The organism is Constantimarinum furrinae (genome assembly GCF_014295415.1).
GTDB lineage: Bacteria > Bacteroidota > Bacteroidia > Flavobacteriales > Flavobacteriaceae > Constantimarinum > Constantimarinum furrinae.
The window spans coordinates 1989757-2012428 of record NZ_CP052909.1; the positions used below are offsets into that span (position 1 = coordinate 1989757).

At 40.3% G+C, this 22672-nt stretch carries 26 protein-coding genes; 9 read left to right on the plus strand and 17 right to left on the minus strand.

Going from position 1 to position 22672, the window contains the following annotated elements; genetic code table 11:
* Positions 1-80: 80 nt before the first annotated feature.
* From ALE3EI_RS09055 to ALE3EI_RS09100, 10 genes are all read right to left on the minus strand, one after another.
* Positions 81-1139 (minus strand): nucleoid-associated protein, encoded by a 1059-nt coding sequence (locus ALE3EI_RS09055; protein ID WP_186987950.1) that lies wholly within the window; start codon positions 1137-1139, stop codon positions 81-83.
* Between the two features lie 2 nt (positions 1140-1141).
* Complete coding sequence (locus ALE3EI_RS09060; RefSeq protein ID WP_186987951.1) at positions 1142-1765, minus strand: hypothetical protein; 624 nt, start codon at positions 1763-1765, stop codon at positions 1142-1144.
* A gap of 33 nt (positions 1766-1798) precedes the next feature.
* Positions 1799-2311, minus strand: coding sequence for an IS1096 element passenger TnpR family protein (locus ALE3EI_RS09065; RefSeq protein ID WP_186987952.1), 513 nt, complete (start codon positions 2309-2311; stop codon positions 1799-1801).
* A 31-nt stretch (positions 2312-2342) separates the two neighbouring features.
* Positions 2343-3392 carry a COX15/CtaA family protein gene (locus ALE3EI_RS09070; protein ID WP_186987953.1) on the minus strand — a complete coding sequence of 350 codons (1050 nt, stop codon included), beginning with the start codon at positions 3390-3392 and terminating at the stop codon, positions 2343-2345.
* A gap of 98 nt (positions 3393-3490) precedes the next feature.
* Positions 3491-3832 carry a four helix bundle protein gene (locus ALE3EI_RS09075; protein ID WP_186987954.1) on the minus strand — a complete coding sequence of 114 codons (342 nt, stop codon included), beginning with the start codon at positions 3830-3832 and terminating at the stop codon, positions 3491-3493.
* 94 nt (positions 3833-3926) lie between these two features.
* The gene (locus ALE3EI_RS09080; protein ID WP_186987955.1) at positions 3927-5348 is read right to left on the minus strand and encodes a CCA tRNA nucleotidyltransferase; all 1422 of its coding nucleotides are present in this window, start codon (positions 5346-5348) and stop codon (positions 3927-3929) included.
* A 34-nt stretch (positions 5349-5382) separates the two neighbouring features.
* On the minus strand, positions 5383-5943 hold the full coding sequence (locus ALE3EI_RS09085) for an L-threonylcarbamoyladenylate synthase (protein ID WP_186987956.1): 561 nt from the start codon (positions 5941-5943) through the stop codon (positions 5383-5385).
* Positions 5927-6847 (minus strand): glycosyltransferase family 2 protein, encoded by a 921-nt coding sequence (locus tag ALE3EI_RS09090; RefSeq protein WP_186987957.1) that lies wholly within the window; start codon positions 6845-6847, stop codon positions 5927-5929. Before ALE3EI_RS09090 ends, ALE3EI_RS09085 begins: the two co-directional genes overlap by 17 nt.
* A 3-nt stretch (positions 6848-6850) precedes the next feature.
* Complete coding sequence (locus ALE3EI_RS09095; RefSeq protein WP_186987958.1) at positions 6851-7918, minus strand: glycosyltransferase family 4 protein; 1068 nt, start codon at positions 7916-7918, stop codon at positions 6851-6853.
* Between the two features lie 2 nt (positions 7919-7920).
* Entirely contained in the window at positions 7921-8682 is a 762-nt protein-coding gene (locus ALE3EI_RS09100) for a glycosyltransferase family 2 protein (protein WP_186987959.1), read from the minus strand.
* Positions 8683-8742: 60 nt separating this feature from the next.
* On the opposite strand from ALE3EI_RS09100, the gene ALE3EI_RS09105 reads away from it, so the two are divergent.
* Positions 8743-9447, plus strand: a complete 705-nt coding sequence (locus ALE3EI_RS09105; RefSeq protein ID WP_186987960.1) for a polysaccharide deacetylase family protein — start codon at positions 8743-8745, stop codon at positions 9445-9447.
* 12 nt (positions 9448-9459) lie between these two features.
* On the opposite strand, the gene ALE3EI_RS09110 is transcribed toward ALE3EI_RS09105, so the two are convergent.
* Together ALE3EI_RS09110 and ALE3EI_RS09115 are read right to left on the minus strand one after the other, a co-directional pair.
* Positions 9460-10296: a hypothetical protein gene (locus ALE3EI_RS09110; RefSeq protein ID WP_186987961.1), complete on the minus strand. Its 837-nt coding sequence runs from the start codon at positions 10294-10296 to the stop codon at positions 9460-9462.
* A 44-nt stretch (positions 10297-10340) separates the two neighbouring features.
* Positions 10341-11078, minus strand: coding sequence for a glycosyltransferase family 2 protein (locus tag ALE3EI_RS09115; protein WP_186987962.1), 738 nt, complete (start codon positions 11076-11078; stop codon positions 10341-10343).
* A gap of 54 nt (positions 11079-11132) precedes the next feature.
* Between ALE3EI_RS09115 and ALE3EI_RS09120 the strand changes: the two genes are divergently transcribed.
* From ALE3EI_RS09120 to ALE3EI_RS09130, 3 genes are read left to right on the plus strand one after another with little or no spacing between them, the layout of a single operon-like run.
* Positions 11133-12092: a class I SAM-dependent methyltransferase gene (locus ALE3EI_RS09120; protein WP_186987963.1), complete on the plus strand. Its 960-nt coding sequence runs from the start codon at positions 11133-11135 to the stop codon at positions 12090-12092.
* A gap of 17 nt (positions 12093-12109) precedes the next feature.
* The gene (locus ALE3EI_RS09125) at positions 12110-12943 is read left to right on the plus strand and encodes a glycosyltransferase family 2 protein (protein ID WP_186987965.1); all 834 of its coding nucleotides are present in this window, start codon (positions 12110-12112) and stop codon (positions 12941-12943) included.
* Positions 12940-13758, plus strand: a complete 819-nt coding sequence (locus ALE3EI_RS09130) for a glycosyltransferase family 2 protein (RefSeq protein WP_186987967.1) — start codon at positions 12940-12942, stop codon at positions 13756-13758. The genes ALE3EI_RS09125 and ALE3EI_RS09130 overlap by 4 nt, the downstream gene beginning before the upstream one ends.
* Here the strand turns inward: ALE3EI_RS09130 and ALE3EI_RS09135 are convergent.
* Both ALE3EI_RS09135 and ALE3EI_RS09140 read right to left on the minus strand, forming a co-directional pair.
* Positions 13755-14336: a class I SAM-dependent methyltransferase gene (locus tag ALE3EI_RS09135; protein ID WP_186987969.1), complete on the minus strand. Its 582-nt coding sequence runs from the start codon at positions 14334-14336 to the stop codon at positions 13755-13757. The two genes, ALE3EI_RS09130 and ALE3EI_RS09135, sit on opposite strands and share 4 nt — an antisense overlap.
* Before the next feature lies 1 nt (position 14337).
* Entirely contained in the window at positions 14338-15417 is a 1080-nt protein-coding gene (locus ALE3EI_RS09140; RefSeq protein ID WP_233279946.1) for a glycosyltransferase family 9 protein, read from the minus strand.
* 45 nt (positions 15418-15462) lie between these two features.
* Between ALE3EI_RS09140 and ALE3EI_RS09145 the strand changes: the two genes are divergently transcribed.
* Positions 15463-16224 (plus strand): lipopolysaccharide kinase InaA family protein, encoded by a 762-nt coding sequence (locus ALE3EI_RS09145; RefSeq protein ID WP_186987971.1) that lies wholly within the window; start codon positions 15463-15465, stop codon positions 16222-16224.
* Here the strand turns inward: ALE3EI_RS09145 and ALE3EI_RS09150 are convergent.
* Complete coding sequence (locus ALE3EI_RS09150; RefSeq protein WP_186987973.1) at positions 16221-17036, minus strand: 2,3,4,5-tetrahydropyridine-2,6-dicarboxylate N-succinyltransferase; 816 nt, start codon at positions 17034-17036, stop codon at positions 16221-16223. The two genes, ALE3EI_RS09145 and ALE3EI_RS09150, sit on opposite strands and share 4 nt — an antisense overlap.
* Positions 17037-17404: 368 nt before the next feature.
* On the opposite strand from ALE3EI_RS09150, the gene ruvX reads away from it, so the two are divergent.
* From ruvX to mazG, 4 genes are all read left to right on the plus strand, one after another.
* Positions 17405-17815: a Holliday junction resolvase RuvX gene (gene ruvX / locus ALE3EI_RS09155; RefSeq protein ID WP_186992342.1), complete on the plus strand. Its 411-nt coding sequence runs from the start codon at positions 17405-17407 to the stop codon at positions 17813-17815.
* 8 nt (positions 17816-17823) lie between these two features.
* Complete coding sequence (gene def / locus ALE3EI_RS09160) at positions 17824-18414, plus strand: peptide deformylase (protein WP_186987975.1); 591 nt, start codon at positions 17824-17826, stop codon at positions 18412-18414.
* 87 nt (positions 18415-18501) lie between these two features.
* A complete protein-coding gene (locus tag ALE3EI_RS09165) occupies positions 18502-18918 on the plus strand; it encodes a DUF5606 family protein (protein ID WP_186987977.1) in 417 nt (138 codons plus the stop codon).
* An 84-nt stretch (positions 18919-19002) separates the two neighbouring features.
* On the plus strand, positions 19003-19776 hold the full coding sequence (gene mazG, locus ALE3EI_RS09170; RefSeq protein ID WP_186987978.1) for a nucleoside triphosphate pyrophosphohydrolase: 774 nt from the start codon (positions 19003-19005) through the stop codon (positions 19774-19776).
* Between the two features lie 87 nt (positions 19777-19863).
* Here mazG and ALE3EI_RS09175 read toward each other — a convergent pair whose 3' ends face one another.
* Positions 19864-20496, minus strand: a complete 633-nt coding sequence (locus ALE3EI_RS09175; RefSeq protein WP_186987980.1) for a class I SAM-dependent methyltransferase — start codon at positions 20494-20496, stop codon at positions 19864-19866.
* Positions 20497-20499: 3 nt separating this feature from the next.
* On the minus strand, positions 20500-22590 hold the full coding sequence (locus ALE3EI_RS09180) for a DUF349 domain-containing protein (protein ID WP_186987982.1): 2091 nt from the start codon (positions 22588-22590) through the stop codon (positions 20500-20502).
* Positions 22591-22672: the final 82 nt, after the last annotated feature.

Below are 22672 nucleotides of genomic sequence, written 5' to 3' on the forward strand. Positions count from 1 at the left end.
GAACGAAGCTATTAATTGTTACAATTAAAAGCAGGATTACCATTTCTAACCCTCAAATAACACAATCTGATCGTATGGAATCAGCTTTTCTGCTCTCGGTTAAAATAGACCAGGTAATAATACATCTGCTTTTCTTCATCCCAGCCCTTTTCTACGAATTTTTCCGCACTTTCCGAATTGATAAAATCCATTTTGATCTGAATGTTGGTATCCAGATTTATAACATTCTTTATTTTCTTACGCGCAGCAGTTACAGCCGTATTGGCAATAGGGAAGGTGGTTAGGTCTTCTATACTGTATTTAGGGGCCTTTTCAGTTTTGTAATGTGCAAATTCCGGGATGAGAGCCGGATTTTCGATCACTTCATTTACGAAGGAAGATTCTTCAAAGGTGTCGTTCTTAGCAAAATGATTTACGGCCCGGTTCATGAACATTACTTCTTCTTTTTTGTCTTCAGCAGGAAAAACCACATCTTTAGCAAAATCCTGACAAAATTTTAAGTATTTTTTGGTGAAGAAATTATCATCTTCAAAAGCGTCAACTCCAAGAAAATTCTCCAGCCAATATCGCGCATCATACCGATTACTGTCTACCGAAAGTACCTTATAACCTTCTTCCTTTTTAACGTTAAAGATGAGGCACCCCTTATCGAGTTTGTTGAGGTTTACCCCTTGTTGGAGGGAAGCTTCCAACTGATTTTCAGATTCTGAAAACTGAAGAAAATCCTGTTTTAACTCCGATTTAAATATTCCTACTGCGTCGACCTTTTCATTGTCTAACTGAAGATTCTCCAAATACGCTACATACACTTCACCGCTCTTTATATGTGGGTGCATGGATTGGTCGAAGAGGTACTTGGTGATCTTTTTACTTTGCTCGTGAATTGTTTCAGGATTGGAAAAAATTTCAGAAACTATGGTAAACAATTCATGAAATTCGAGATCGGTTTCGTGTGAAAACTGATAGTAATTCTCTTCTTTTTCACGAAAGGGTTTCAGAAAATATTCCTTTAAAAGCGGCGTAAGTTCATCATCAAATTTAAAAGGCTCTTTAGAAAGTAAAATGGATTCGTTTCTGCTTTTGTTTCCTACTCTGTGAATAGACAAAGTCGAAATATGCGTAGAATATAAATTGATCATAGTTATTTTTTATCGGCGATTATTTCAAGCGAATTAAAGAAGTCATCTACAAATTCGACGCCTTTATTGAGGCCGGTAGCGTCCAACGACATGGTAGCAACCAAAACCCCTGCATCCTTCCAACCATAGGCCACTACGATCCACTCATCTATCATACCCTGATAGGTGAGAATCGATTTTTTTCCTTTGAAAACACGACCGTCTTTGGAAGTGAATTCTACACTTGAAATTTCTTGTGCATAACCGTAATCCACACTTTCCTTAGTCACTTCATTAAGCATCAGGTCGACCATGAGGGTTGGGTCAAAACCTTCGTATTCCTGAATTAAAATACCCATACCTGTAGAATTAAGTGCGGCGATCTGTTTGATCCCTTCTTCCAAGACGGTTTCAGAAACGGGAAAATCCTTGGTATGCATAAAACTAATTACCCCGTCATTATAGTTGAGCTCATTCTTTTGTTGCACTATAATTTTAATCGGACCTTTCTTCTTGGCGTTATATTCGATTTCTGAACCGATCTGGTATTCAAAAGTCTCGCCATTAATGGAAATTATGTAGTTGTTTCCTTCCTGAGCAAAGCCAATACCCGCAACAAGACACAATAAGAGTAATAATTTTTTCATAGTACGTTTAGATTGAAATTGTTGACCGATATATCAGTTCCAGTTTTCGTCGAAATCGAGACTGTCGTAATCCTCCGGATCGAGGTCGTAATCATCATCGAGTTCTTCGCCTTCCGGAGCTTCGGCTATAAACTCTTTTTCCGGGGCCTCATCGGGAATCTGGCCGTGAGCAAACATTAAATTGGGGTAGGAGGTGCCATCGGCAGGTTCGGTGATTTCGGCTAATTCGACCAGAAATGTCCACATATTCAGAAAATCGTAAACATAGATCAATTTAGTTTGTTCTTCATCCACCACATCTTCCAATAGTGTTTCTCCCATAACACGAACTTCTTCTTCCTGTTCACTCATATCGAATAAAGCGATCTCGTCGCCTTCCTCCCATTGCTCATTACTTATATAGAAGGAGGCCATTTCCTGTCCGCCAAATCCAAAGGATTGCGTAATCACATTATGAAAATCTTCGAGGGTGTTATCGGCTTCAATCTCTATATCGCGGAACACATCTTCATGTGCATCTAGGATTATTCGGAAACGGTAAATCATTGCATTCGGTTAAGGGGTCAAAGTTACAAAATTATATTGCGCTTTTCAGAGCAGATCTTCTTAAAAAAACTTCCATGATCACATAAAACTGAAATGCAAATAATACCGAAGCCAACACTAAATGTAAGGGCTGCGACAGTATCGGAAAATCGAAGTAATACATGGCGATTCCTGTGGCTGCTTCACCGAGAATGAGTAGCAAGATCCAATTTAGTTTAGAGAGTCCGTAGCCGTGTTTTCGGTTGTAATACCATAGAAATAAATTCAAAAATAGCACAAGGACAGAAAATGTACGATGGATATAGAAATTCAAATCGGGATTTGATAGCCAACTTTCTTTTGCGTCGTACCCTAAAACAGCAACACGCTCGTCTACTAATTGTCGTACCTGAGTTCCCAGAATTACCTGAATTAGTGTAAGCACAACCGCAATGATGAGTGCCCACCTCAATATTCCGGATGTCTTATATGTTTGTCGATTTTCTGACGAAACATACAACAGATATAACAGTACGGCAACGATCACCAGAGCCATGACCATGTGTACCGTGATCTTTGCAGGGGCCAAGACCGAATACACTACGGTAGCGCCTAACCACGCCTGAAAGCCGAGTAGCACCACAGAGATCCAGGAAAGGACGGTGATCCATTTTCTTCGTTTCCACTGCCCTAGAGAGAAAATTGCCATAATTAAAATGGCGAGCCCCGATAGAGCTCCCATTAAACGGTTAATATATTCTATCCAGGTATGCCATACGTTAAAAATGGCATAATCGTGTTTGGTATAGGCATTCCAGTTTTCCGCATTATAATTTTCAGAAGTTATAAATGATTTGGCCGCTACTTTAAGAGTTTCATCCTTTATAATCACCATACCCTTATTAAATTCTCTGTTCGGTTGCCACTCCAGTTCGGAAGCATCGGTAGGAGGAATGTAGTATCCGAAACATTTGGGCCAGTCCGGGCAACCCATTCCGGATCCCGTCATACGGACCATCGCACCGGCAATAATAACCAGAAAGACAAAGATGAGGGAGATCTTTACCCAGAGGTGGTAGCGGGAATTATTCGTTTTGTTCATAGAATTTGAGGTTTCAAAGTTTCAAAGTGTCAAAGTGTCAAATTTTCAAAATATCAGAGTTTCAGAGATTCAAAGTATCAGAGTTTTATTTTTCTAATCTAACTTGTAAGCATGCGTTCAATTTCCCGGGTATCCTCATAAATTCTATCAAATTTATTTTCATTAATAAAATTCAAATTGAATGCTATCTCCAGTTGAGTTTGAAGTTCGAACAATGAGCTTAAAGAGATGTTTAGAAAACGCAAGTAATCATTGGTACCCTTTCTACCAAAACCTTCTGCTATATTGCTTGGTATTGAAACAGCACTTCTATTGATTTGTGATGTTAATCCGTACTGTTCAGACTTTGAAAATTTTTTGGTCAACTCATAAATCTTTATAACCAATCCCATCGATTTTTGCCAAATCATTAAACGACGAAAAGTTTTCTCATTGTCCATTTCTTCTAAGGATTTACATTATCACTGTTCAACTCTCTTTGCTTCTTTGGATCTTTGCTTCTTTGAGTCTAAACTACGACACAAAATCTAAAACTTATACCACTGTTAATCCAAGTTCCTTTCCCTTTTTTAGCATAAGTTCTCTGGCAGCCTCATATTCATTGGGAATATCACCATCGAGAATAGCCTCTTTTATCGCATCTTTTATTACACCTATTTCTCGTGATGGTTTTAAGCCGAATGTCTCCATGATCTCTTCACCACTCACCGGAGGTTGAAAATTCCTTACATGATCCCGCTCTTCCACCTCAACGATCTTTTCCCTCACCTTTTGAAAATTATTGCGGTATTTTTTGAATTTCTTCGGGTTCTTGGTGGTGATGTCGGCTTCGCACAAGGTCATCAAATCCTCCACATAGTCCCCGGCATCAAAAATGAGTCGGCGTACCGCACTATCGGTTACTTCTCCTGCCAGTACGATAGGGCGGGAGCTCATAAGTACCATTTTTTGAACGAACTTCATTTTATCGTTCAAGGGCATTTTGAGTCGTTTAAATAATTTATAGACCATTTTAGATCCTACAAACTCATGCGCATGAAAGGTCCAGCCTATTTTTTTATCAAACTTTTTGGTAGGGGCCTTCCCAATGTCATGAAGTAAGGCAGCCCAACGAAGCCACAGATCGTTAGTGGTTTGGGCGATATTGTCTACCACTTCCAAGGTATGCCAGAAGTTGTCCTTATGTAGCTGACCTTCAATCTCTTCTATCCCCTGAAGCGCAACGAGTTCGGGAAAGATATAAGGCAGTAAACCTGTTTTGTGCAGCAATGCAAATCCCTTGGATGGTACATCGGCCATGAGGATCTTGTTGATTTCGTCTACGATCCTTTCTTTAGAAATAATTTCGATTCGGTCTTTGTTCCGCGCAATGGCGTCCAGTGATTCCTTTTCAATGGTAAAATTGAGCTGTGTGGCAAAGCGAATTGCCCGTAGCATTCGCAATGGATCGTCACTGTACGTAATATCGGGGTCAAGAGGAGTACGAATTATTTTGTTTTCAAGGTCTTCGATCCCATGAAAAGGATCCAGGAGTTCACCATAAGAACCCTCATTTAAGCTAATTGCCAATGCATTAATTGTAAAATCCCTCCGGTTTTGGTCATCCTCTAAGGTACCGTCTTCAACTACCGGGTTCCGGCTGTCCCGATTATAGGATTCTTTTCTTGCCCCCACAAACTCTATTTCGAGACCCTGTGTCCTCAACATGGCTGTGCCATAGGTCTTAAAAACAGAAACTTTTGGCTTTTCATGAAGTAACTGGGCTGTTTTACGCGCCAGATCAATGCCGCTGCCAATAGCAACCACATCGATATCCTTTGCTTCACCACGATTTAGTAAATGATCCCGCACAAACCCACCTATGACATAACATTCCACGTCAAGGGTTTTAGCAGCCTGAGAGAGAATATTAAATACGGGATGATCCAGTGCGGACTTGTAGTTATTTTGACTCAAATTTTTATGATTTTTACAGTGAATTCACGAGTATTTATTCGCGAATAACTGTTACGGTTCCATCTGCTTTCAACTTAATAATAGCGGAAGGTTTCCCCGTTTTTCTATCCTGCTGCAAATTTACGACATAGTCTACGCCCTCCAAAATCCCGGTGCTTATTTCTTTAAAACTCTGGGGTGTTTTTTCACCACTGAAATTTGCTGAAGTGGAAACGATTGGTCGCCTGAACTTGCGAATGAGTTGTTTACAAAAATCATCTTTCACAACCCGAATGGCCAATGAATTATCTTCGGCAATAAGTGTTTCTGAAATACGGATCGGGTTGTCGTATATAATGGTCGTGGGCTTAACGGCATATTTTAGAATGTCATACGCCACTTCCGGTACATTTTCTACATGAAACTCCAGCATTTTAAAATCGTGTACCAGACAGATAAGGGATTTTTTATCCGACCGTTTCTTTAGCTGAAACACCCGCTCTATGGCAGCGGGGTTTGTAGCGTCGCAACCTATTCCCCATACCGTATCGGTAGGATATAAAATTAGTCCGCCGCGCTTTAAAACCTGTAATGCATTTTCAATTTCGATGTTCATGTACTGTTCTTGGTTTTTGTTTGTGTCTTAATGATTCTGAAGAAGGATCTGCCTTTAGAAGCACCGAAAGCAGATACCATTTTTTTGGTTTTAACAGTAAAGCTACCACCAAATATAATCTGATAACAGCATATTTCAGAAAACTGTAATTTTTCCGAAGTACATGCAGATAGGAGATATATCCTTCCTTATTTATGGCAACCGATTTCCCTATGCTTTTCCCCTGAAAGTGTAATACCTTGGCTTCCGGAACCAAAAAGGAATCATAGCCCTGTTTTTTTAGTCTGTAGCAGATATCCATCTCTTCCCAATATAAAAAAACACGGGTATCAAAGCCTCCAACTTTTAAGAATGCTTCAGACCTAAAGAATAAGAAAGCGCCGTTTACCCAGTCTACTTTCAGGGGTTTTTGGTATTCGTTTTTTCGTTTCGGATAGCGTTTCGGGTTGATCTTTTCCAGAAATCCTCTTCCGAATAAAAAGCGCCTTAGTCCTTTATTGTGATCAAAAGAAGGGACAAAGTTGTGGTGTTCATCATAATTCTGAGCGGTACATACTCCAACTTGAGGATGCTGGTCCATAAAGTCCTTCAGGATCGACAAACAATCGTTAAGCAGCATGGCATCATTATTCAGAAATAAAAAATATTTGGCTTTAGCGAACTGCACCCCAAACATATTTCCCCCGCCAAAGCCGGTATTGATGTCGCTGCGGTATAACTTAATGTTATCTTTCTTCGGAAAGTGAGTCTTTAAATGTATGTAATCGTCCGGCTCCGAATTGTTATCCACCACTATAATATCGTAAGAAATAGGTTCTGAAGTTCGTTTCACGACCGTGTCGATGCACTCCAATGTATAATTTGACGTATTGTAATTGATGATTATAACCGCAATATCCGTCATCCCTTATTCTAAAATATGTTTATACACTTGCAAATATTGTTTCGCTGTTTCGTCCCAGTTAAAACTTTTTGCGCGTTCCACATACCAATTCTCGTAGAAGGTTGGATTTTCACGGTACTTTTTCATGCCTTCATTAAAAACGTCAAGCATATATTGTGGATCGTAATAATCCCAATAGAACGAATGTACGCCGCCTATTTCGGGGAGGGAGGTATTCTTTGACAAGAATACAGGTTTTCCAAACCGCATGGCTTCAATAGGAGGAATCCCGAAGCCTTCACGATGAGACGGAAAAACAAAGGCTTCGCAATGCTGCAGATAATACTGCTTTTCCATATCTTCTATCTTTCCCGTTTGCATCACTCTGTCCTGCATTCCGTAGGAAGCGACCAGAGCACTTAGTTTATCGGCATAGATAGATCGGTTGTTTCCTGAAAGCACCAGATGGTGATCGGGCATAAGTTTGAGCATTTCGACCAATGCAATAAAATTCTTGCGCTCACTAAAATCTCCAATGGAGAATAAGAAGGGTTTAGATGGAATCTTTGCAGGTTCGTAATCTTCAGGCAGCGTAATATCGGTAATGGTATTTCCGTTGTGGATCACATATTCGGGTACTTCAGGGACCTTAAAATGGCGATGCATATCGAGTTTTGCAAATTGAGAAATATAGACTATCGCATTACTTCGTTCCAGTTTTTTTGCGAACTTCTCCCGTAGTTTTTGTTGTAATTCTGAAGTGCCTTCCGTTAAAAAATGTATGTCGTGAACCGTTAGCACATAAGGGATATTAAAAAAAGGTTCGATCTTGATATTCTGATTTAAACTATGCCAGAGCTCGTATTTGGTTTTAATCCGGAAGGGTTTATGACGGGTAATGCTTCTGTATTTTTTATATTCGAATTTCTCTCCAAAATCTTCTTTGGCCGAGGCAACGTCTTTTACGTGAAGAATAAACTGATAGCCGGGAGTTTCAAGTCGTGAAAATGCCTTGATGAGGTGAAAATTAAACTGCCCGAAGCCGGAAAATTTATTTTTAAGATTGTGAGATTCTAAGAAAATTCGCTTCATGGTCAGTCGATTTTGCGATAAAGGAGCCATAAATTCACATAGCGCTTAAACACCGAAAAAGCGCTAACATAGGCTAAGATAAAACCTTCTTTCCCATCCAGTATCCCCAATTGCAGTAAATATTGATTCCAGAACCTGTAAAAGGGTCTAAAGAGAAAATGAAACAGTGTGGGTCGCTTCTTTTTTGCATACAGCATGCGGGCCTGTAAAGCGCTGTAGGCATGCATTTTTGCCGTATAATCGTCGAAACTGGTATAGGTATAATGCGGCAGATGTTCTTTAAAGGTATTTGTTTTACCACGGGTTTCGAGTGTTTCGTGCACGAGATTCGAATTGTAATTGCAGTGTTCCTTATTAAAAACCCTCACCACGGCATCGTTTTGGAGTCCGCTGTATTTTATTCGTTTCCCCATAAACCAGAAATCGCGCTTTACGAAATAGGCTATGGCCTTCGGATCTTTAAGAGTTTTCAGGATCTCTTCGGAAAGTTGATCGGTTACTTCTTCATCTAGGTCGAAAAAGGTGACCCAGTGGTTTTTGGCTTTCGAAAGGGCGAAATTCTTCTGTGCTGAAAAATTATCGAAGGTGCGTTGATACACCGTTACTTTTTCATATTTTGAAGCCAGAGCAACCGTGTCGTCACTGCTGAAGGAATCTACAATAATGATCTCCTCGGCAAACCAAAGACTCTTAATATAGCTATCCACGTGAGAAGCTTCGTTAAGGGTAATGGCGAGGGCCGTAATTTTTACAGGAATTTCCAATCGCAGTCGGTCGTTTGGGTAAAAGTAATAATTTTACAAGGATTAATCTTATAAATCAGCATGTCGAAACTTCCGGTTTTAATGTATCACAATGTTTCTCTTACAGAAAGTAAGGGACTAACCATAAATGTTAAGAAACTAGAGGCTCAGTTTCAATATCTTTCAGATAAAAAGTATCGCTCGTATCACTTTTCAGAATTGATGAGTTTAGACCAGTTACCTGCTCAAAAGAATGTGGTCATTACCTTCGATGATGCTTATGTGAGTCAGTTGGAGTACGCCGTCCCATTATTAAAAAAGTACGAACTTAAAGCGACCTTCTTTGTACCCCTCTACTATTTAGGGAAAACCGATGCCTGGAATACGGCAACTCTACCGATTATGACGGCAGAACAGCTGCATTTGCTCGATCCTTCGGTAATAGAGCTGGGGTATCATTCGTATGCCCATCAAAAGTACGATGAGCTTTCGGTAGCAGAGATCGAAGCAGATACGAAGCAGTGTTTTGAAGCCGTCGACGATCACAGTTTAGAATTTACTAAGGTACTGGCGTATCCCTACGGAAAATACCCTCGGGAACATTCAGCAAAAAAACTTTTTTTTGAACAATTAAAGCAGGAACAATTTCAACTGGGACTACGTATTGGAAACCGGATAAATGTTTTTCCGTTTAAAGATCCCTTCGAGATCCAGCGTTTGGATATTAAAGGGGAGTACAGCTTGGGGAAATTTAAAAGAAAATTGAAATTCGGGAAATTTCTTTAGATCCCTGTGCTATTATTCATATAGATATTGTGTAACACCATTTCCGACGGATCTAAATCGCTTATCAGGTAAATTATTAGAGTGGTATTCATAACTGTAGCTCAAATCATCAATACCAAGGTCCGAATGCGTGCTTGTTCTTGAAACTAGATTATTGACATTTCTGTAGTCATCCAGATCTTCCATCAGGACATTGGTACCTTTCATGATCTTTATATATTCTTGAATCTTACCAAAGTTGAGAAAGGCGTCAGTACGGTATGGATTTACCTTTGAGTCGTAGCTGTAATTTATAGTTCTGCTGCTATTTCTGGTTTTTGAAATTAAATTTCCGTTTTCGTATTCCATATCAAGAATCAAGTTCTTATACTCGTAATAAACAATTCTTCCATCTTGATTCATTTTTACAACCTTATCTTCATTGGGAAGAGGACTGTCAAAGACAACGGTGTCATTAATATATTCAATTGTATAAATATTTAACGGACAATCCCCTTCACCTGTAATTGCGTCTATGCGGTTTAGATCGTCATAGCTGAAATTTAGAATTATATAGCAGGTAAAACCACTTCCCTGATCTATATAACTTTCTGTATATCGGGTTATTACACCGTTCGTCGCCTCCAGCTGGATCTCGCGATCGGACATACTGCCTGAAGCATTAAATACCTCCGTGAATCCGGTTAGAATATTATTGTCATAGGTAAGCGCTGTTGTTCCACTCACCCCGTTGATCATCAAATTCGTTCCAATTAGAACAGCAGGATTTGAAGTTGGTGCTTCGTCATCAGAACTATTACATGACAACAAAATAAACAAGCAGGAAATTAAAAAAATAAACCTGGTCATACGATGCTTTTTATACTAGTCACATAAAAGTACAAAAGGTTGCGTTATCGCAATCCTTTCCGCAGTAAATATAATTTTACATAACGTTCAAAAACACCATAGGCATTTACTGCCGCCACGGTCATACCCGGCACTCCATCACGAAAACCTCCTTTTAAAATAAAGGAACTAAAAAAGCGATAGGTGGGTTTAAAGAACAAGTGAAACCAATTTACTTTTTTACCCTTTTTCTTCAATTGTTCGGCCTGAGTCCAGGCGTATTGTTCTTTTTTCCGAATATAATTCCCCAGCCCCTTATAGGTGTAGTGAAGCATATGGTTATTCAACGTACCTACGCTGCCTGAACATTCCAGTTTTTCATGAACATCTCCCGAGAAACTCGCACCTTCGCGCCGGACCAGTCGAAGTACGTCATCACTATGGTGATAAAGAAACCGATTCATATAAAAATGCGGAAAATTGAGCTTGTAGCCATGGTGTTTTGGCTGCTGGAGGGTTTGGATAATCTCAGATTCCAAAGAATGGGTAACCCTTTCATCGGCATCCACAAACAACACCCAGTCCCCGTTAGCATGTTCTAATGCATAGTTCTTCTGATTGGAAAAATTGTCAAATTTTCGCTGAAGCACCTTATCTGCATATTGCTTTGAGATCGCAACCGTATCATCGGTGCTGTACGAATCGATCACGATAAGCTCATCGGCAAAAGCTACCGATTTAAGGGCGTCTTCTATATATGACGCCTCGTTAAAAGCAGGGATTATAACAGTGATCAACGGCATAGTGCAAACTTAGTAAATAACTTTATCTTTGCATCAAACCACGAAGCGCCCCTTATGAGCAATACCTGTAGAATTTGCGGAAATACTGAAGACAATACCAAGTATACCGCACGCGAGATGATGTATGGTTCAAGGAAGGAATTCGGGTATTTTCAATGTGACAGCTGCGATTGCCTGCAAATTGAGACTATTCCGGAAAATATGGATACGTACTACCCGGAGGATTATTACAGTTTCGACAAATATGACGGAAAGAAATTCGAAGGTCTCAAAGGGGCAATAAAAAAGAGTCAGTATAAGGCTGCTGCCCTTAGTGGGAGCTGTTATCAGAAAACACTTGGGAAGCTCTTCGGAAAAAAAGAATACGATATTTTTAACGATCTGGAAGTTACTCAAACCACAAGGATCCTTGATGTGGGCTGTGGAAACGGCCGTAATTTTCTATATCCTCTTGCCGAAGTTGGCTTTACCAATGTAAGTGGTTGCGACCCTTATCTGGAAGAAACGATTGCGTATGGCAACGGACTCACCATAGAAAACGTAAGTGTGGTTGATATGGAAGGAAACTTCGAAATTATCACCTACCACCATGCCTTCGAACACCTTGAACGACCGTTGCTAAATCTTGAAAAAGTTTACGAACTGCTAACAGACAATGGGGTATGTATAATTAGAATTCCAACGGTTTCTTCTCACGCCTGGGAACATTACGGAACCGATTGGGTGCAATTGGATGCTCCAAGACACTTTTTCCTGTATTCCATAAAAAGTATGGAGATTCTCGCTCAAAAAACCGGCTTCGAGATCTATAATGTCGAATTCGATTCAACACATTTCCAATTCACCGGAAGTGAGAAATACCGGAATGATATTCCGTTGTCCGACCCCAAATCGAAAGGTTTGTTAGATTCTATTCAGAGAAAATTCGACGAATACAACTACGGCTTGCAGGCCAATAAGCTCAATAAGGACGATTTTGGCGATCAGGCAGCCTTTTATTTAAGGAAGAAATAGGCTTATCTTTGCCTCCTATGCAAGCGATAGATACTTCCATAATTATAAGCACCTACAACTCACCTGTATGGCTGGAAAAGGTCCTGTATGGTTATAACAACCAAACTTATCGCAGGTTCGAGATCGTTATTGCCGATGACGGTTCAAAACCGGAAACGGGGCAGTTAATTGAACGATTAAGAAAAGAAGTGTTTTTTCCAATCGAGCATGTTTGGCATGAAGACAATGGGTTTCAAAAGTCACAGATTCTCAATAAAGCCATCATTGCGTGCAACACATCCTATATTATCATGAGTGACGGCGATTGCATTCCGCGGAAGGATTTTGTGGAGCAGCATGTAAAATACCGGGAGGAAGGATATTTTTTAAGCGGAGGCTATTTTATGCTGCCAAGGACTATTTCTGAAAGGATCACCAAAGAAGACATTTATACCGAAAAATGCTTTGATGTTAGCTGGTTAAAGCAACATGGGCTTAAATCCTCCTTTAAAAACAACAAGCTCAATTCAGGAAATCTAAAAGCCGGAATTCTAAATGCCATTACACCTACTAATGCCAGTTGGAACGGACATAATGCTTCAGGTTGGAAGGAGGATATTATCGCGGTCAATGGCTTCGATGAACGTATGCAGTATGGCGGACAAGACAGGGAACTGGGAGAACGCCTTGTAAATTATGGCTTGAAAAGCAAACAAATTCGCTACAATGCGGTAGTCATTCATCTGGATCATCCCAGAGGATATAAGAATCAGGAGTCTATTGATAAAAACAGGGCAATTCGTAAGGCAACAAGGGAAGAGCAAAAAAAATGGACCCCCTATGGAATCGTTAAAAAAGAAGCTTCAGTTTGAGCACAGTATCGGTCATCGTTTCTACTTATAACCAGCCGCAGTGGTTGCAAAAAGCCCTATGGGGATTCCGGCATCAAACACATAAGACCTTTGAGTTAATTATCGCAGACGATGGTTCTTCCGAAGAAACCACCGACCTTATTACTGAATTTCAGAAAAACTCATCGTTAACTATTCAGCACGTATGGCAGGAGGACAAGGGATTCCGGAAAACCAGGATCCTCAATAAGGCGATCGTTGCATCCACCGGCGAATATTTGATCTTTACCGATGGGGATTGCATTCCGAGGAACGATCTTGTTGCCCGGCACCTTAAGCACCGGAAACAGCAGTGTTTTCTATCGGGTGGGTATTTTAAATTACCATTGGATATTTCCGAAGCGATCACAGAAAATGATATTGAAACACAACGCTGTTTTGATGTTAACTGGTTGGTTGATGTGGGACTTAAAAAGACCTTTAAAACCAGGAAGTTAAATTCCTATGGGCTTTCAGAAAAGCTCTTAAACACATTTACGCCAACTAAAGCTACCTGGGACGGGAATAATGCATCTGGATGGCGGACAGATATTCTGGATGTAAATGGTTTTGATGAGCGCATGCAGTATGGGGGCGAGGACAGGGAACTTGGTGAGCGACTTATCAACAACGGAATTAAACCCGTACAGGTAAGATATAGCGCGATTACCCTTCATTTAGACCATCCCCGGGGTTATGTTACCGACGACATGCTTGAAAAAAACAAGCAGATTCGCAAAGAGACCAAACGACAAAAGCGCGTTTGGACATCCTTCGGGATAAAAAAAAATGATTAATTTTTGCGATATGCGCCTATTTTCCAGTAGCGCAGCTCTTCGTCTGTAGTGACTGTCGTAAAGTCCAGTTCGGTTAATTTCGTATTTTCCTTAAAATACTCCCAGCAGCCGGTTCCTTCGCGATAAATAGAAGTAATAATGAGTCCGTTAGGGTTGAGATGATCCAGCATTTGGTTAAGTACCTTTTCCTTTTCTGAATCGTGAATATAGTAAAAGGCTTCGTTAAAGACGATCACATCAAAATTTCGTGATGGAGTATAGCCAATGATATCTGCCGTTATGAATTCTGAGTTTCGAAACTCTTTTGCTATCGCTTTTTTAATCGATTCTTTCGAAAAATCCAAACCCAGAAAATAACTGAATTCGTAATCACCCATTCGCTGATTAAGGACGCCGTCTCCACAACCAATATCGAGGATCGTTGGGGTTTGTGGTGCATATTCCTTTAGATAATCAATGATCTGATGATATCGTTTCGCCTCTTTTTCACTTTGTAAACTATCCCAACGTCCTTTTTTGTACTGTTTATTCCAGCGTTGTTTTCGGCGCCAATGGTGAAATTTGTCGAGGATGTTCATACTATTTTTCAGCCGATTTTAAATGATGTGCCAGAAATGGTTTTAATTTCTGAAGAATTAACTCCGGGCCCAATTGCCGGTAAAGCGATTCAGGATCTTCTTCGATCTTACGTCGTTCTTCTAACGTAAAGCTACTGAAAAGATCGGGTTTTTCTTCCAATAAATGAACAGATTCGTGGGTTTTACCGTCTTCAAAACTGCACCAGTGTTCTTTGTTCACATAAGGGGAGTAGATGGTAAATGTAGGTTTGTGAAGTGCTTTGGTGATATGAACACTTCCGCCTTCATTGGCAACCAACAGATCACATTGATTCATTAATTGTATAAATCCGCGGATAGAATCTTCATAAATACTAAGATCGATCTGTTCTTTGTCCCGGCACATGTCATAGACCTTTAAAGCTTCCGTTTTTTGATGAGGGGCATAATTAAATAGGAGGGTACACGTATAGGTTGCCGTAATATAATCGATGAGTGTCGCGATATATTCGTAGGGCATGGATTTTTGAGGGGTGCTCCCCAGAACGCCCAGCATTAGGACCGGCGGACGTAAATGCGATGCACCTGAGTATTTTTTTTCTTCGGAAGTGAGAAATATTCTAGGTTCATGATCGGCTTGTGATAAAGGAAATACCGAAGTGATCATATTAATTCGGTCTTCGATCGCTTTTCCGCAGTCTTTCGTTCGGTTTTTCAGAAAACTTATGGGATGTGTGTAGAAGGGAAGCTTTAAGTCTTTATGAGCGCGTTTCAGTCCGATACGATACTCAGCCCCAGAAAACAAGCACATCATCCGGCTTTGAAACTTGGCGTAGGGATCGAAGATTATGTCGTATTTAGCCTTTCGGACCTCTCGTATCGCTTTAAAAAGATTTGGTAGTTTCTTCAGCTCTTTGTCATTGGCCGAAATGATCTCGTCTATATTGGGATTATTTTGAAGCACCCCGGTCGTATAATCGTAGACAAAGTAGGTGATATGGCTCTTCGGAAATACTTTTTTTATGTTGTTGGCAATGACCGAGCTAATGAGCACGTCGCCAATTCTTTTGTTCTGTATTACGAGTATTTTCTTCAGTTGCATTACCTTCGCAAAGTATCTCTTTTTTTGAAGTTATTAAAATTTAACATGGCGAAAACGGTTGTGGTGCATTCAGATTTCAAGGCCTTGGGTTCCCAATTGCAGGAAGCGATTTCCGGCTTTGATGCGAATATTGATTTTGTGACCAAAGGCGAACGCAATGTGATCAAAAAAGTGAGTATAGGTGACTCTGTGTTTACTATTAAACGTTTTAAGGAGCCGGGAATTTTTAATGCTTTGGTATACCAGTTTCTTCGGAAGAGCAAGGCAAAACGGTCGTTTGAGTACGCTATAAGGCTAATTGATCTGGGAATTAATACGCCAAGGCCGGTGGCTTATTTTGAAAGATTTTCCTTCGGATTAAAAGACAGCTATTACATTAGCGAACATATAGCATACGATCTCGATTTCAGAGTCTTAAATCACAATCCCGAATATCCAAACCGGGATGAGATCTTACGACAAGTAGCTGCGTTTACTTTTAAATTGCATGAGAACAATGTGAATTTTCTGGATCACTCTCCGGGAAATACACTTATAAAGGTTAGCGGAGAAGGGCAATTCGATTTTTATCTCATCGATCTTAACCGCATGCGTTTCGAACCCATGGATCTGGATGCCAGGATGAAGAATTTCAGAAGATTATGGCTATCAAAACGGATGATCAATGTCATGGCAGCAGCGTATGCCCAACTTTCGGGACATTCCCAATCCAAGATTCATGAGTTGATGACAAAGTACAGCCGACAATTTCAGAAGAAAGTGAATTCAAAGAAGATCAGAAAGCGCAAAAAGAACAAACTGCATTAAACCGCAACATCGTATTCGCGCAAGGCATCGTTTAACGAAGTCTTTTTATTGGTACTCTCCTTTCGTTTGCCGATGATAAGCGCACAACTCACTTGAAATTCTCCAGCAGGAAACTGTTTTGTATAACTTCCGGGAATCACCACAGAACGCGAAGGCACCAATCCTTTCATCTCTTTCGGACTGTCACCGGTAACATCTATGATCTTGGTAGAGGCAGTAAGAACCACATTGGCACCCAAAACCGCTTCCTTTTCAACCCTAACGCCTTCGACGACTATAGAACGGGAGCCAATAAACGCATTGTCTTCAATGATAACAGGTGCGGCCTGAAGTGGCTCGAGTACCCCGCCAATACCAACACCTCCACTTAAATGCACGTTCTTCCCAATCTGAGCACAACTACCTACCGTTGCCCAGGTATCGACCATAGTGCCTTCATCAACAAAAGCGCCAATATTCACGTAACTCGGCATCATGATCACTCCTTTAGAAATATAAGCACCGTAACGGGCAACAGCATGAGGCACTACTCGTATCCCTTTGGCTTCATAGCCACTCTTCAACGGAATTTTATCGTGATACTCAAAGATACCCGCTTCCATGGTTTCCATCTTCTGTATAGGAAAATAGAGAACGACAGCTTTTTTCACCCATTCGTTTACCTGCCATCCGCTGGCAGTGGGCTCGGCACAACGCAGCACGCCTTCATCACAGAGTTTTACGACTTCCCGGATCGCAGCTATGGTTTCGGTATTAGTTAATAAGGAGCGGTCGTCCCATGCTTTATTGATTTGTTCCTGAAGTTGTTTCATAGCTGTTCTACGTATATGTTAAATTATTTTTGGACTAAAAGGCTCAAAGGCTCAAAGGCTCAAAGGCTCAAAAATGCAAAGATGCAATGTCTCAAAGTCTTAAAGATTCAAAGTGATAGGTTAAGTAATTAATCATTTTATTAGATATTCACAACTCCCTACCGACTTCTGACCTCTGACTTCCGACTTCTGACCTCTGACTTCCGACTTCCGACTTCCGACTTCCGTCTTCCGTCTTCCGTCTTCCGTCTTCCGTCTTCCGTCTTCCGACGTCTCACGTCTAAACCTAGCTGCAAAGATAAGGCTCCCTCTTAATTCAGCTTTATTTTTAGCATACTATTTTGCAAACCCTTATTTTTGCCGATGAAATGGGACGTGTATTAGCCATAGATTTTGGGACCAAACGCTGCGGAATTGCTGTAACCGATGAGCTTCAGTTAATTGCTTCGGGGTTGACTACAGTAGAGCGGAAAGACATGATGGATTTTTTGAGTGATTATCTCATTTCAGAAGAAGTGGAGCTGATCCTTATTGGGGAACCCAAACAAAAAGACGGTAGTCCGAGTGATGTAGAAGAACATATTCTTAAATTCATAAAGAAATTTTCTGAAGCCTTTCCGAAGCAGGAGATCTTAAGAGTAGACGAACGGTACACCAGTAAAATGGCCTTTCAGACGATGATCGACAGCGGACTCAAAAAAAAGCAAAGACAAAACAAAGCACTGCTCGACGAGATTAGTGCCACTATAATTTTGCAGGAATACCTGTATAATAAATAGACTTGAAAATGATACTACCCATTGTAGCTTATGGCGACCCGGTTCTAAGAAAGGAAGCAACCGAAATTGATGCCGATTATCCGAAACTGGATACTCTAATTGAAAATATGTTCGACACCATGTACGGTGCACGAGGTATCGGACTTGCAGCACCTCAAATAGGATTACCTATCCGGCTGTTTATAGTAGATGCATCACCTTTTGAGGATGACGAAGACCTTTCGGAGGAAGAGCAAGAGTTTGTTTCAACCTTTAAAAAAGTGTTTATCAATGCCCGTATTCTGGAAGAAGATGGAGACGAATGGGCATTTAATGAAGGGTGTTTAAGTATTCCCGAGATCAATGAGGATGTCTTCAGAAAACCCAAAGTGACCATCGAGTATTACGACGAGAACTTTAAAAAGTATACCGACACCTTTGAAGGGATCGTTGCCCGTATCATTCAGCATGAATACGATCATATAGAAGGAATTTTGTTTACCGACAAACTATCGGTTCTTAAAAAGCGTTTAATAAAGGGGAAACTTGCCAATATTTCGAAAGGAAAGATCGACGTTAAGTACCGAATGAAATTTCCTATGGCTAAAAAGAAACGTTAACACCTTTGGTAAAATAATGCAAAGCATGCATATTTGCACCTTTATTTTGAAATTGAAAATTACTCGCTTTAATCAGGAGCACATACTATGAGTTTAGAGAAAATATTATCCATTGCCGGGAAACCCGGATTATATCAATTAAAAGCACAAACCCGTGGCGGATTTCTGGCTGAATCGTTGTTGGACGGAAAGAAGATAAGTGTGAGTACCCGCCATAACGTGAGTTTACTTTCGGAGATCGCCATTTATACCCTTACAGAAGAAGTACCGCTGCGCGAAGTTTTTTCTAAAATTGCTGAAAAGGAAGATAAAGGTCAGGCGATTAGTCATAAAGCTCCTAAGATCGAGCTTGAAGAATATTTCTTTGAAATATTACCCGATTACGACGAAGACCGTGTTTATGCCAGCGATATTAAAAAAGTAGTGCAATGGTATAATTTGCTTCAAAAGAACGGAATTACCGATTTCTCCGAAAGTGAAGCCGACACTTCCGAAGAAGAATAGGAACCTCTGGAAAAGGCATCTGCTGTTAATCCTTTTTAATAACTCTTTTTATTTCTGAATGGCTTTTCAATTAGCTTTGTTGCTATGAATTCCAGAAAAGACCAACTAAAGGCCATAGACCGCTTACTCACTATCATGGATGAGTTAAGGAAGCAATGTCCGTGGGATAAGAAACAAACCATGCTAAGCCTTCGGCATCTCACCATCGAAGAGACCTATGAGCTGGGTGATGCCATTCTCGATAATGATCTTCAAGAAGTAAAGAAAGAACTGGGCGATCTGTTATTACACATTATTTTTTATGCTAAAATAGGTAGTGAAACCAATGATTTTGATATAGCCGAGGTCGCCAACGATATCTGTGAAAAGTTAATTTCCCGTCACCCGCATATCTATGGCGATGTGACGGTTAAGGATGAAGAAGAGGTAAAGCAGAACTGGGAAAATCTAAAACTTAAGGAAGGTAAAAAAAGTGTGCTGGAAGGCGTACCTAAATCTTTGCCGGCCTTAGTTAAGGCAAACCGTATCCAGGATAAGGTTGCCGGTGTAGGTTTCGATTGGGAAGAGCCGCAGCAGGTATTTGAAAAATTAAAGGAAGAGTTGGAAGAATTGCAGCATGAAGTAAATGAAGGCAATGAAAAAAAGATCGAAGAAGAATTTGGCGATGTGTTGTTCTCAATGATCAATTATGCTCGCTTTCTCAAGGTAGACCCGGAAAATGCGCTTGAGCGAACCAATAAAAAATTCATAAAGCGTTTTCAATATCTCGAATCCAAAGCCAAGGGACAGGGGAAAGCCATGAAGGATATGACATTGGCCGAAATGGATGTGTACTGGGAAGAAGCGAAGCGATTATAATAGGAACATGAGGCTGGAAGTTTGAAGTGCGAAGTTTCCTTTCATCCAACTCCCTAATCCCGACTTCCGTCTCCCGACTTCCGTCTTCTATAGACTCATCACAATTAGCCTATCAGAAATTTCGAGTTCCTTAAATCCAAAATTCTTCTTGATCCAATTCAGATTTTCTTTCGAATAAAAAATAACATGAGTTGGGTCGTCCTTGTAATACCAATCTTTAAAGTGATTTAAATCCGGTAACAAATGGGTCATTCCATACAATGTTCCACCCGGATGTAAAAGGTTTTTCAGGCGTTGAAATTCTGTAAATGGATCGTGAAAATGTTCGATCACTTCACAACAGATAATAAAATCGAACATTTTGTTGAGTACCGAAGGATCCGGATAAAAAAAAGGGTCGTATAATGCTATATTAAATCCTTTTTCAGATAGCAGTTTAGCGATCACCGGTCCGGGACCGGCACCAAAATCAAGCCCGAAATGCCTGGGAGTTCGATCGGATGATATTCGATCGACTACCGGAGCTACAAAAGCTCGATAACCCGGGTCGTTTATGTCATTCTCATGAAGCAAATAGCGCTCCTTTTCTTCTGTAGGAGTTGGGAAAGCTTCAGGATGTTTAAATATGGATCCACATTGGGAACATTTCAGAAAAAGAATCGATTTGTCTTCTAATACCTGTTCTGTAGCATTACTATGGCACAACAGACAGCCCGACATACACTAGGCGTTTCGCGCCGACTTGATCTTAGAAAGTTTTTCCTTCCAGACTTCTAGCTGTTCTTTGTGCTTGGCAATGTTCTTGCGAACTTCCTTCACCAATGGATTGTTCGAATCTGCATTCTGAAAGAAGCCCAAATTATTCTCTAACTGGCGAATCTCACCTTTTACTTCACCAATTTTCTTTGAAATAAAGAACTGCTCATTCTGTAGTTTTCGTTCATCCTCCTGAGATACGATGGCATCCAATTTATTCTCGAATTTAATAAGCTCTGTTTCCTTCTTACTTAAATTCAATTTTTCGAAGAGTCCATCCAGTTTCTGATTGAATTTTTTCTGGATGTTCTTCTTGTTATAAGGAACCCTGCCAACTTCTTTCCAAGCTGATATATGTTCCTTAATAGTTTTTAGATCGGCTTCATTATCGCCTGTCAATTCAAGTTTATCGATGGCATCAAGCATTTTTTGCTTAGCTTCGAAATTGGCGATCTCTTCTTTATTGGCCTCATTCTTGGAGGCGTGCAATCGGTTAAAATAGTGGTTGCAAGCCGCTTTAAATTGTTTCCACACCTTGTCGCTGTCCTTTCGGGGCACATGACCAATTTTTTTCCAATCACTCTGAATCTTCTTCATCAAGGAAGTGACTTCATTAAAATCCTCACTATCCTTATTGGCTTCAGCGATCTTTATTAGCTCCCGCTTTTTCTCAAGATTGCTGTATTGCTCTTTCTTTTGGTTCTTATAAAAGGAATTTTTCTCCCTGTTAAAATTTCGAGTAACTTCCTTAAAGGCATTCCAGATTTCCTTTGTGTTAGAACGAGGTACCTTCCCCGATTCAAAATAAGCATCTCTCAACTCCTGAACTTTTTTAATAGCGTTTTGCCAGGCCTGATGACTACTGTTCGTATTTTTAGTTACTTCGGCTATTTCCTCAATAAGTTGCTTCTTCTTTTCCAGATTGGTTTCGAAGTGCTTTTCTTGTTCTTTGAGGTAATCCTGACGTTTATCGTGTACAATTTTGGTAGCAGCACTAAACTTATCCCAAACTTCGTCGCGGAATTCTTTGGCGACAGGACCAATTTCTTCCTTCCACATTTTGTGGAGCATTTGTAGTTCCCTGAAGGCCTTATTCACATTTTCTTCCTGCCCCAGTTCTTCGGCTCTGCCTATGAGTTTTAGTTTTTGTTCGAGATTGTGCTTAAAATCCAGATCCCTGAATTCACGGTTTAAGTGCAGGAAGTCATAAAAATTCTCAACATGATGATGATAGGTGTTCCAAACTATATTGTATTTATCACGCGGAATGGCACCGGCGACATGCCAGCGCTCCTGTATATCTTTAAAATGTTTGTAAGTGGTGTTTATATTCTCTTCAGCGTTTAACAAGCCCTTGAGTTCCTCGATCAATTCCAGCCTTTTGTTGAGGTTGGCTTGAAGGTCATTTTTTAAACTCTTATAGTAGTTGTTACGCTTTTCCTTATAATCGAAATATAAGGAACTAAATTCCTTTTTTAAAGGTGTAGTGTAATAGAAGTCGATAATATTGCCACCTTCTGCAAGGAACTCTTCTTTCTTGTGCTCTAATTCTTCATTGAATTTCGCATTGAATTCGGCACGAATCTCCTCTACCTCATTCTTTATATGCTGAACAGCCTTATTCTTTAATAAAGACTGTAGTTCGGCGATAAGCTCCTTTTTTGAAAGTGCGTGGTAGTCCTTTTCATCTTCGGTTTCTTCACTATCGCTATCATCGTCATCATCATCAGAAGAAGCAATTTCTTCCTCCTCTTCGTCATCCACCTCTTCCTCTTCGTCAACCTTTTTTTCTTCGGTATTAACATTGGAAGATGCTTCTGTAGTTTCAGTAGCTATTTGTTCGGCTGTTATTGTAATCTCCTCCCGGGGAGTTTCTTCGGAAGTGGTGACCGACTCGTCCCGAGTCTTTTTTTCAGAAGAGGGTGCTGCCTCATCCGATGCTTTTTCTTCAACAAGACTTTCAGAAGTTTCTGCTTTATTCTCTTCCTTATTGATCTCAGTTTCTGCTTCGGGAGTTTCGGAGATTTCTTTTTCTTTCGGTGCTTTTTTGTCTGACATTTATTTCAATGTTAAGGTTCGTATTCTAATTGTGTCAAGATACTAACTAGTGGGGAGATACCAAAAATAGCACCTTTATTTT

Coding starts and splice junctions, on each gene's coding strand:
- ALE3EI_RS09055 (WP_186987950.1), bottom strand. CDS start 1,139: ATGATCAATTTATATTCTACGCATATTTCGACTTTGTCTATTCACAGA.
- ALE3EI_RS09060 (WP_186987951.1), bottom strand. CDS start 1,765: ATGAAAAAATTATTACTCTTATTGTGTCTTGTTGCGGGTATTGGCTTT.
- ALE3EI_RS09065 (WP_186987952.1), bottom strand. CDS start 2,311: ATGATTTACCGTTTCCGAATAATCCTAGATGCACATGAAGATGTGTTC.
- ALE3EI_RS09070 (WP_186987953.1), bottom strand. CDS start 3,392: ATGAACAAAACGAATAATTCCCGCTACCACCTCTGGGTAAAGATCTCC.
- ALE3EI_RS09075 (WP_186987954.1), bottom strand. CDS start 3,832: ATGGACAATGAGAAAACTTTTCGTCGTTTAATGATTTGGCAAAAATCG.
- ALE3EI_RS09085 (WP_186987956.1), bottom strand. CDS start 5,943: ATGAACATCGAAATTGAAAATGCATTACAGGTTTTAAAGCGCGGCGGA.
- ALE3EI_RS09090 (WP_186987957.1), bottom strand. CDS start 6,847: ATGACGGATATTGCGGTTATAATCATCAATTACAATACGTCAAATTAT.
- ALE3EI_RS09095 (WP_186987958.1), bottom strand. CDS start 7,918: ATGAAGCGAATTTTCTTAGAATCTCACAATCTTAAAAATAAATTTTCC.
- ALE3EI_RS09105 (WP_186987960.1), top strand. CDS start 8,743: ATGTCGAAACTTCCGGTTTTAATGTATCACAATGTTTCTCTTACAGAA.
- ALE3EI_RS09110 (WP_186987961.1), bottom strand. CDS start 10,296: ATGACCAGGTTTATTTTTTTAATTTCCTGCTTGTTTATTTTGTTGTCA.
- ALE3EI_RS09115 (WP_186987962.1), bottom strand. CDS start 11,078: ATGCCGTTGATCACTGTTATAATCCCTGCTTTTAACGAGGCGTCATAT.
- ALE3EI_RS09120 (WP_186987963.1), top strand. CDS start 11,133: ATGAGCAATACCTGTAGAATTTGCGGAAATACTGAAGACAATACCAAG.
- ALE3EI_RS09125 (WP_186987965.1), top strand. CDS start 12,110: ATGCAAGCGATAGATACTTCCATAATTATAAGCACCTACAACTCACCT.
- ALE3EI_RS09135 (WP_186987969.1), bottom strand. CDS start 14,336: ATGAACATCCTCGACAAATTTCACCATTGGCGCCGAAAACAACGCTGG.
- ALE3EI_RS09140 (WP_233279946.1), bottom strand. CDS start 15,417: ATGCAACTGAAGAAAATACTCGTAATACAGAACAAAAGAATTGGCGAC.
- ALE3EI_RS09145 (WP_186987971.1), top strand. CDS start 15,463: ATGGCGAAAACGGTTGTGGTGCATTCAGATTTCAAGGCCTTGGGTTCC.
- ALE3EI_RS09150 (WP_186987973.1), bottom strand. CDS start 17,036: ATGAAACAACTTCAGGAACAAATCAATAAAGCATGGGACGACCGCTCC.
- ruvX (WP_186992342.1), top strand. CDS start 17,405: ATGGGACGTGTATTAGCCATAGATTTTGGGACCAAACGCTGCGGAATT.
- def (WP_186987975.1), top strand. CDS start 17,824: ATGATACTACCCATTGTAGCTTATGGCGACCCGGTTCTAAGAAAGGAA.
- ALE3EI_RS09165 (WP_186987977.1), top strand. CDS start 18,502: ATGAGTTTAGAGAAAATATTATCCATTGCCGGGAAACCCGGATTATAT.
- mazG (WP_186987978.1), top strand. CDS start 19,003: ATGAATTCCAGAAAAGACCAACTAAAGGCCATAGACCGCTTACTCACT.
- ALE3EI_RS09175 (WP_186987980.1), bottom strand. CDS start 20,496: ATGTCGGGCTGTCTGTTGTGCCATAGTAATGCTACAGAACAGGTATTA.
- ALE3EI_RS09180 (WP_186987982.1), bottom strand. CDS start 22,590: ATGTCAGACAAAAAAGCACCGAAAGAAAAAGAAATCTCCGAAACTCCC.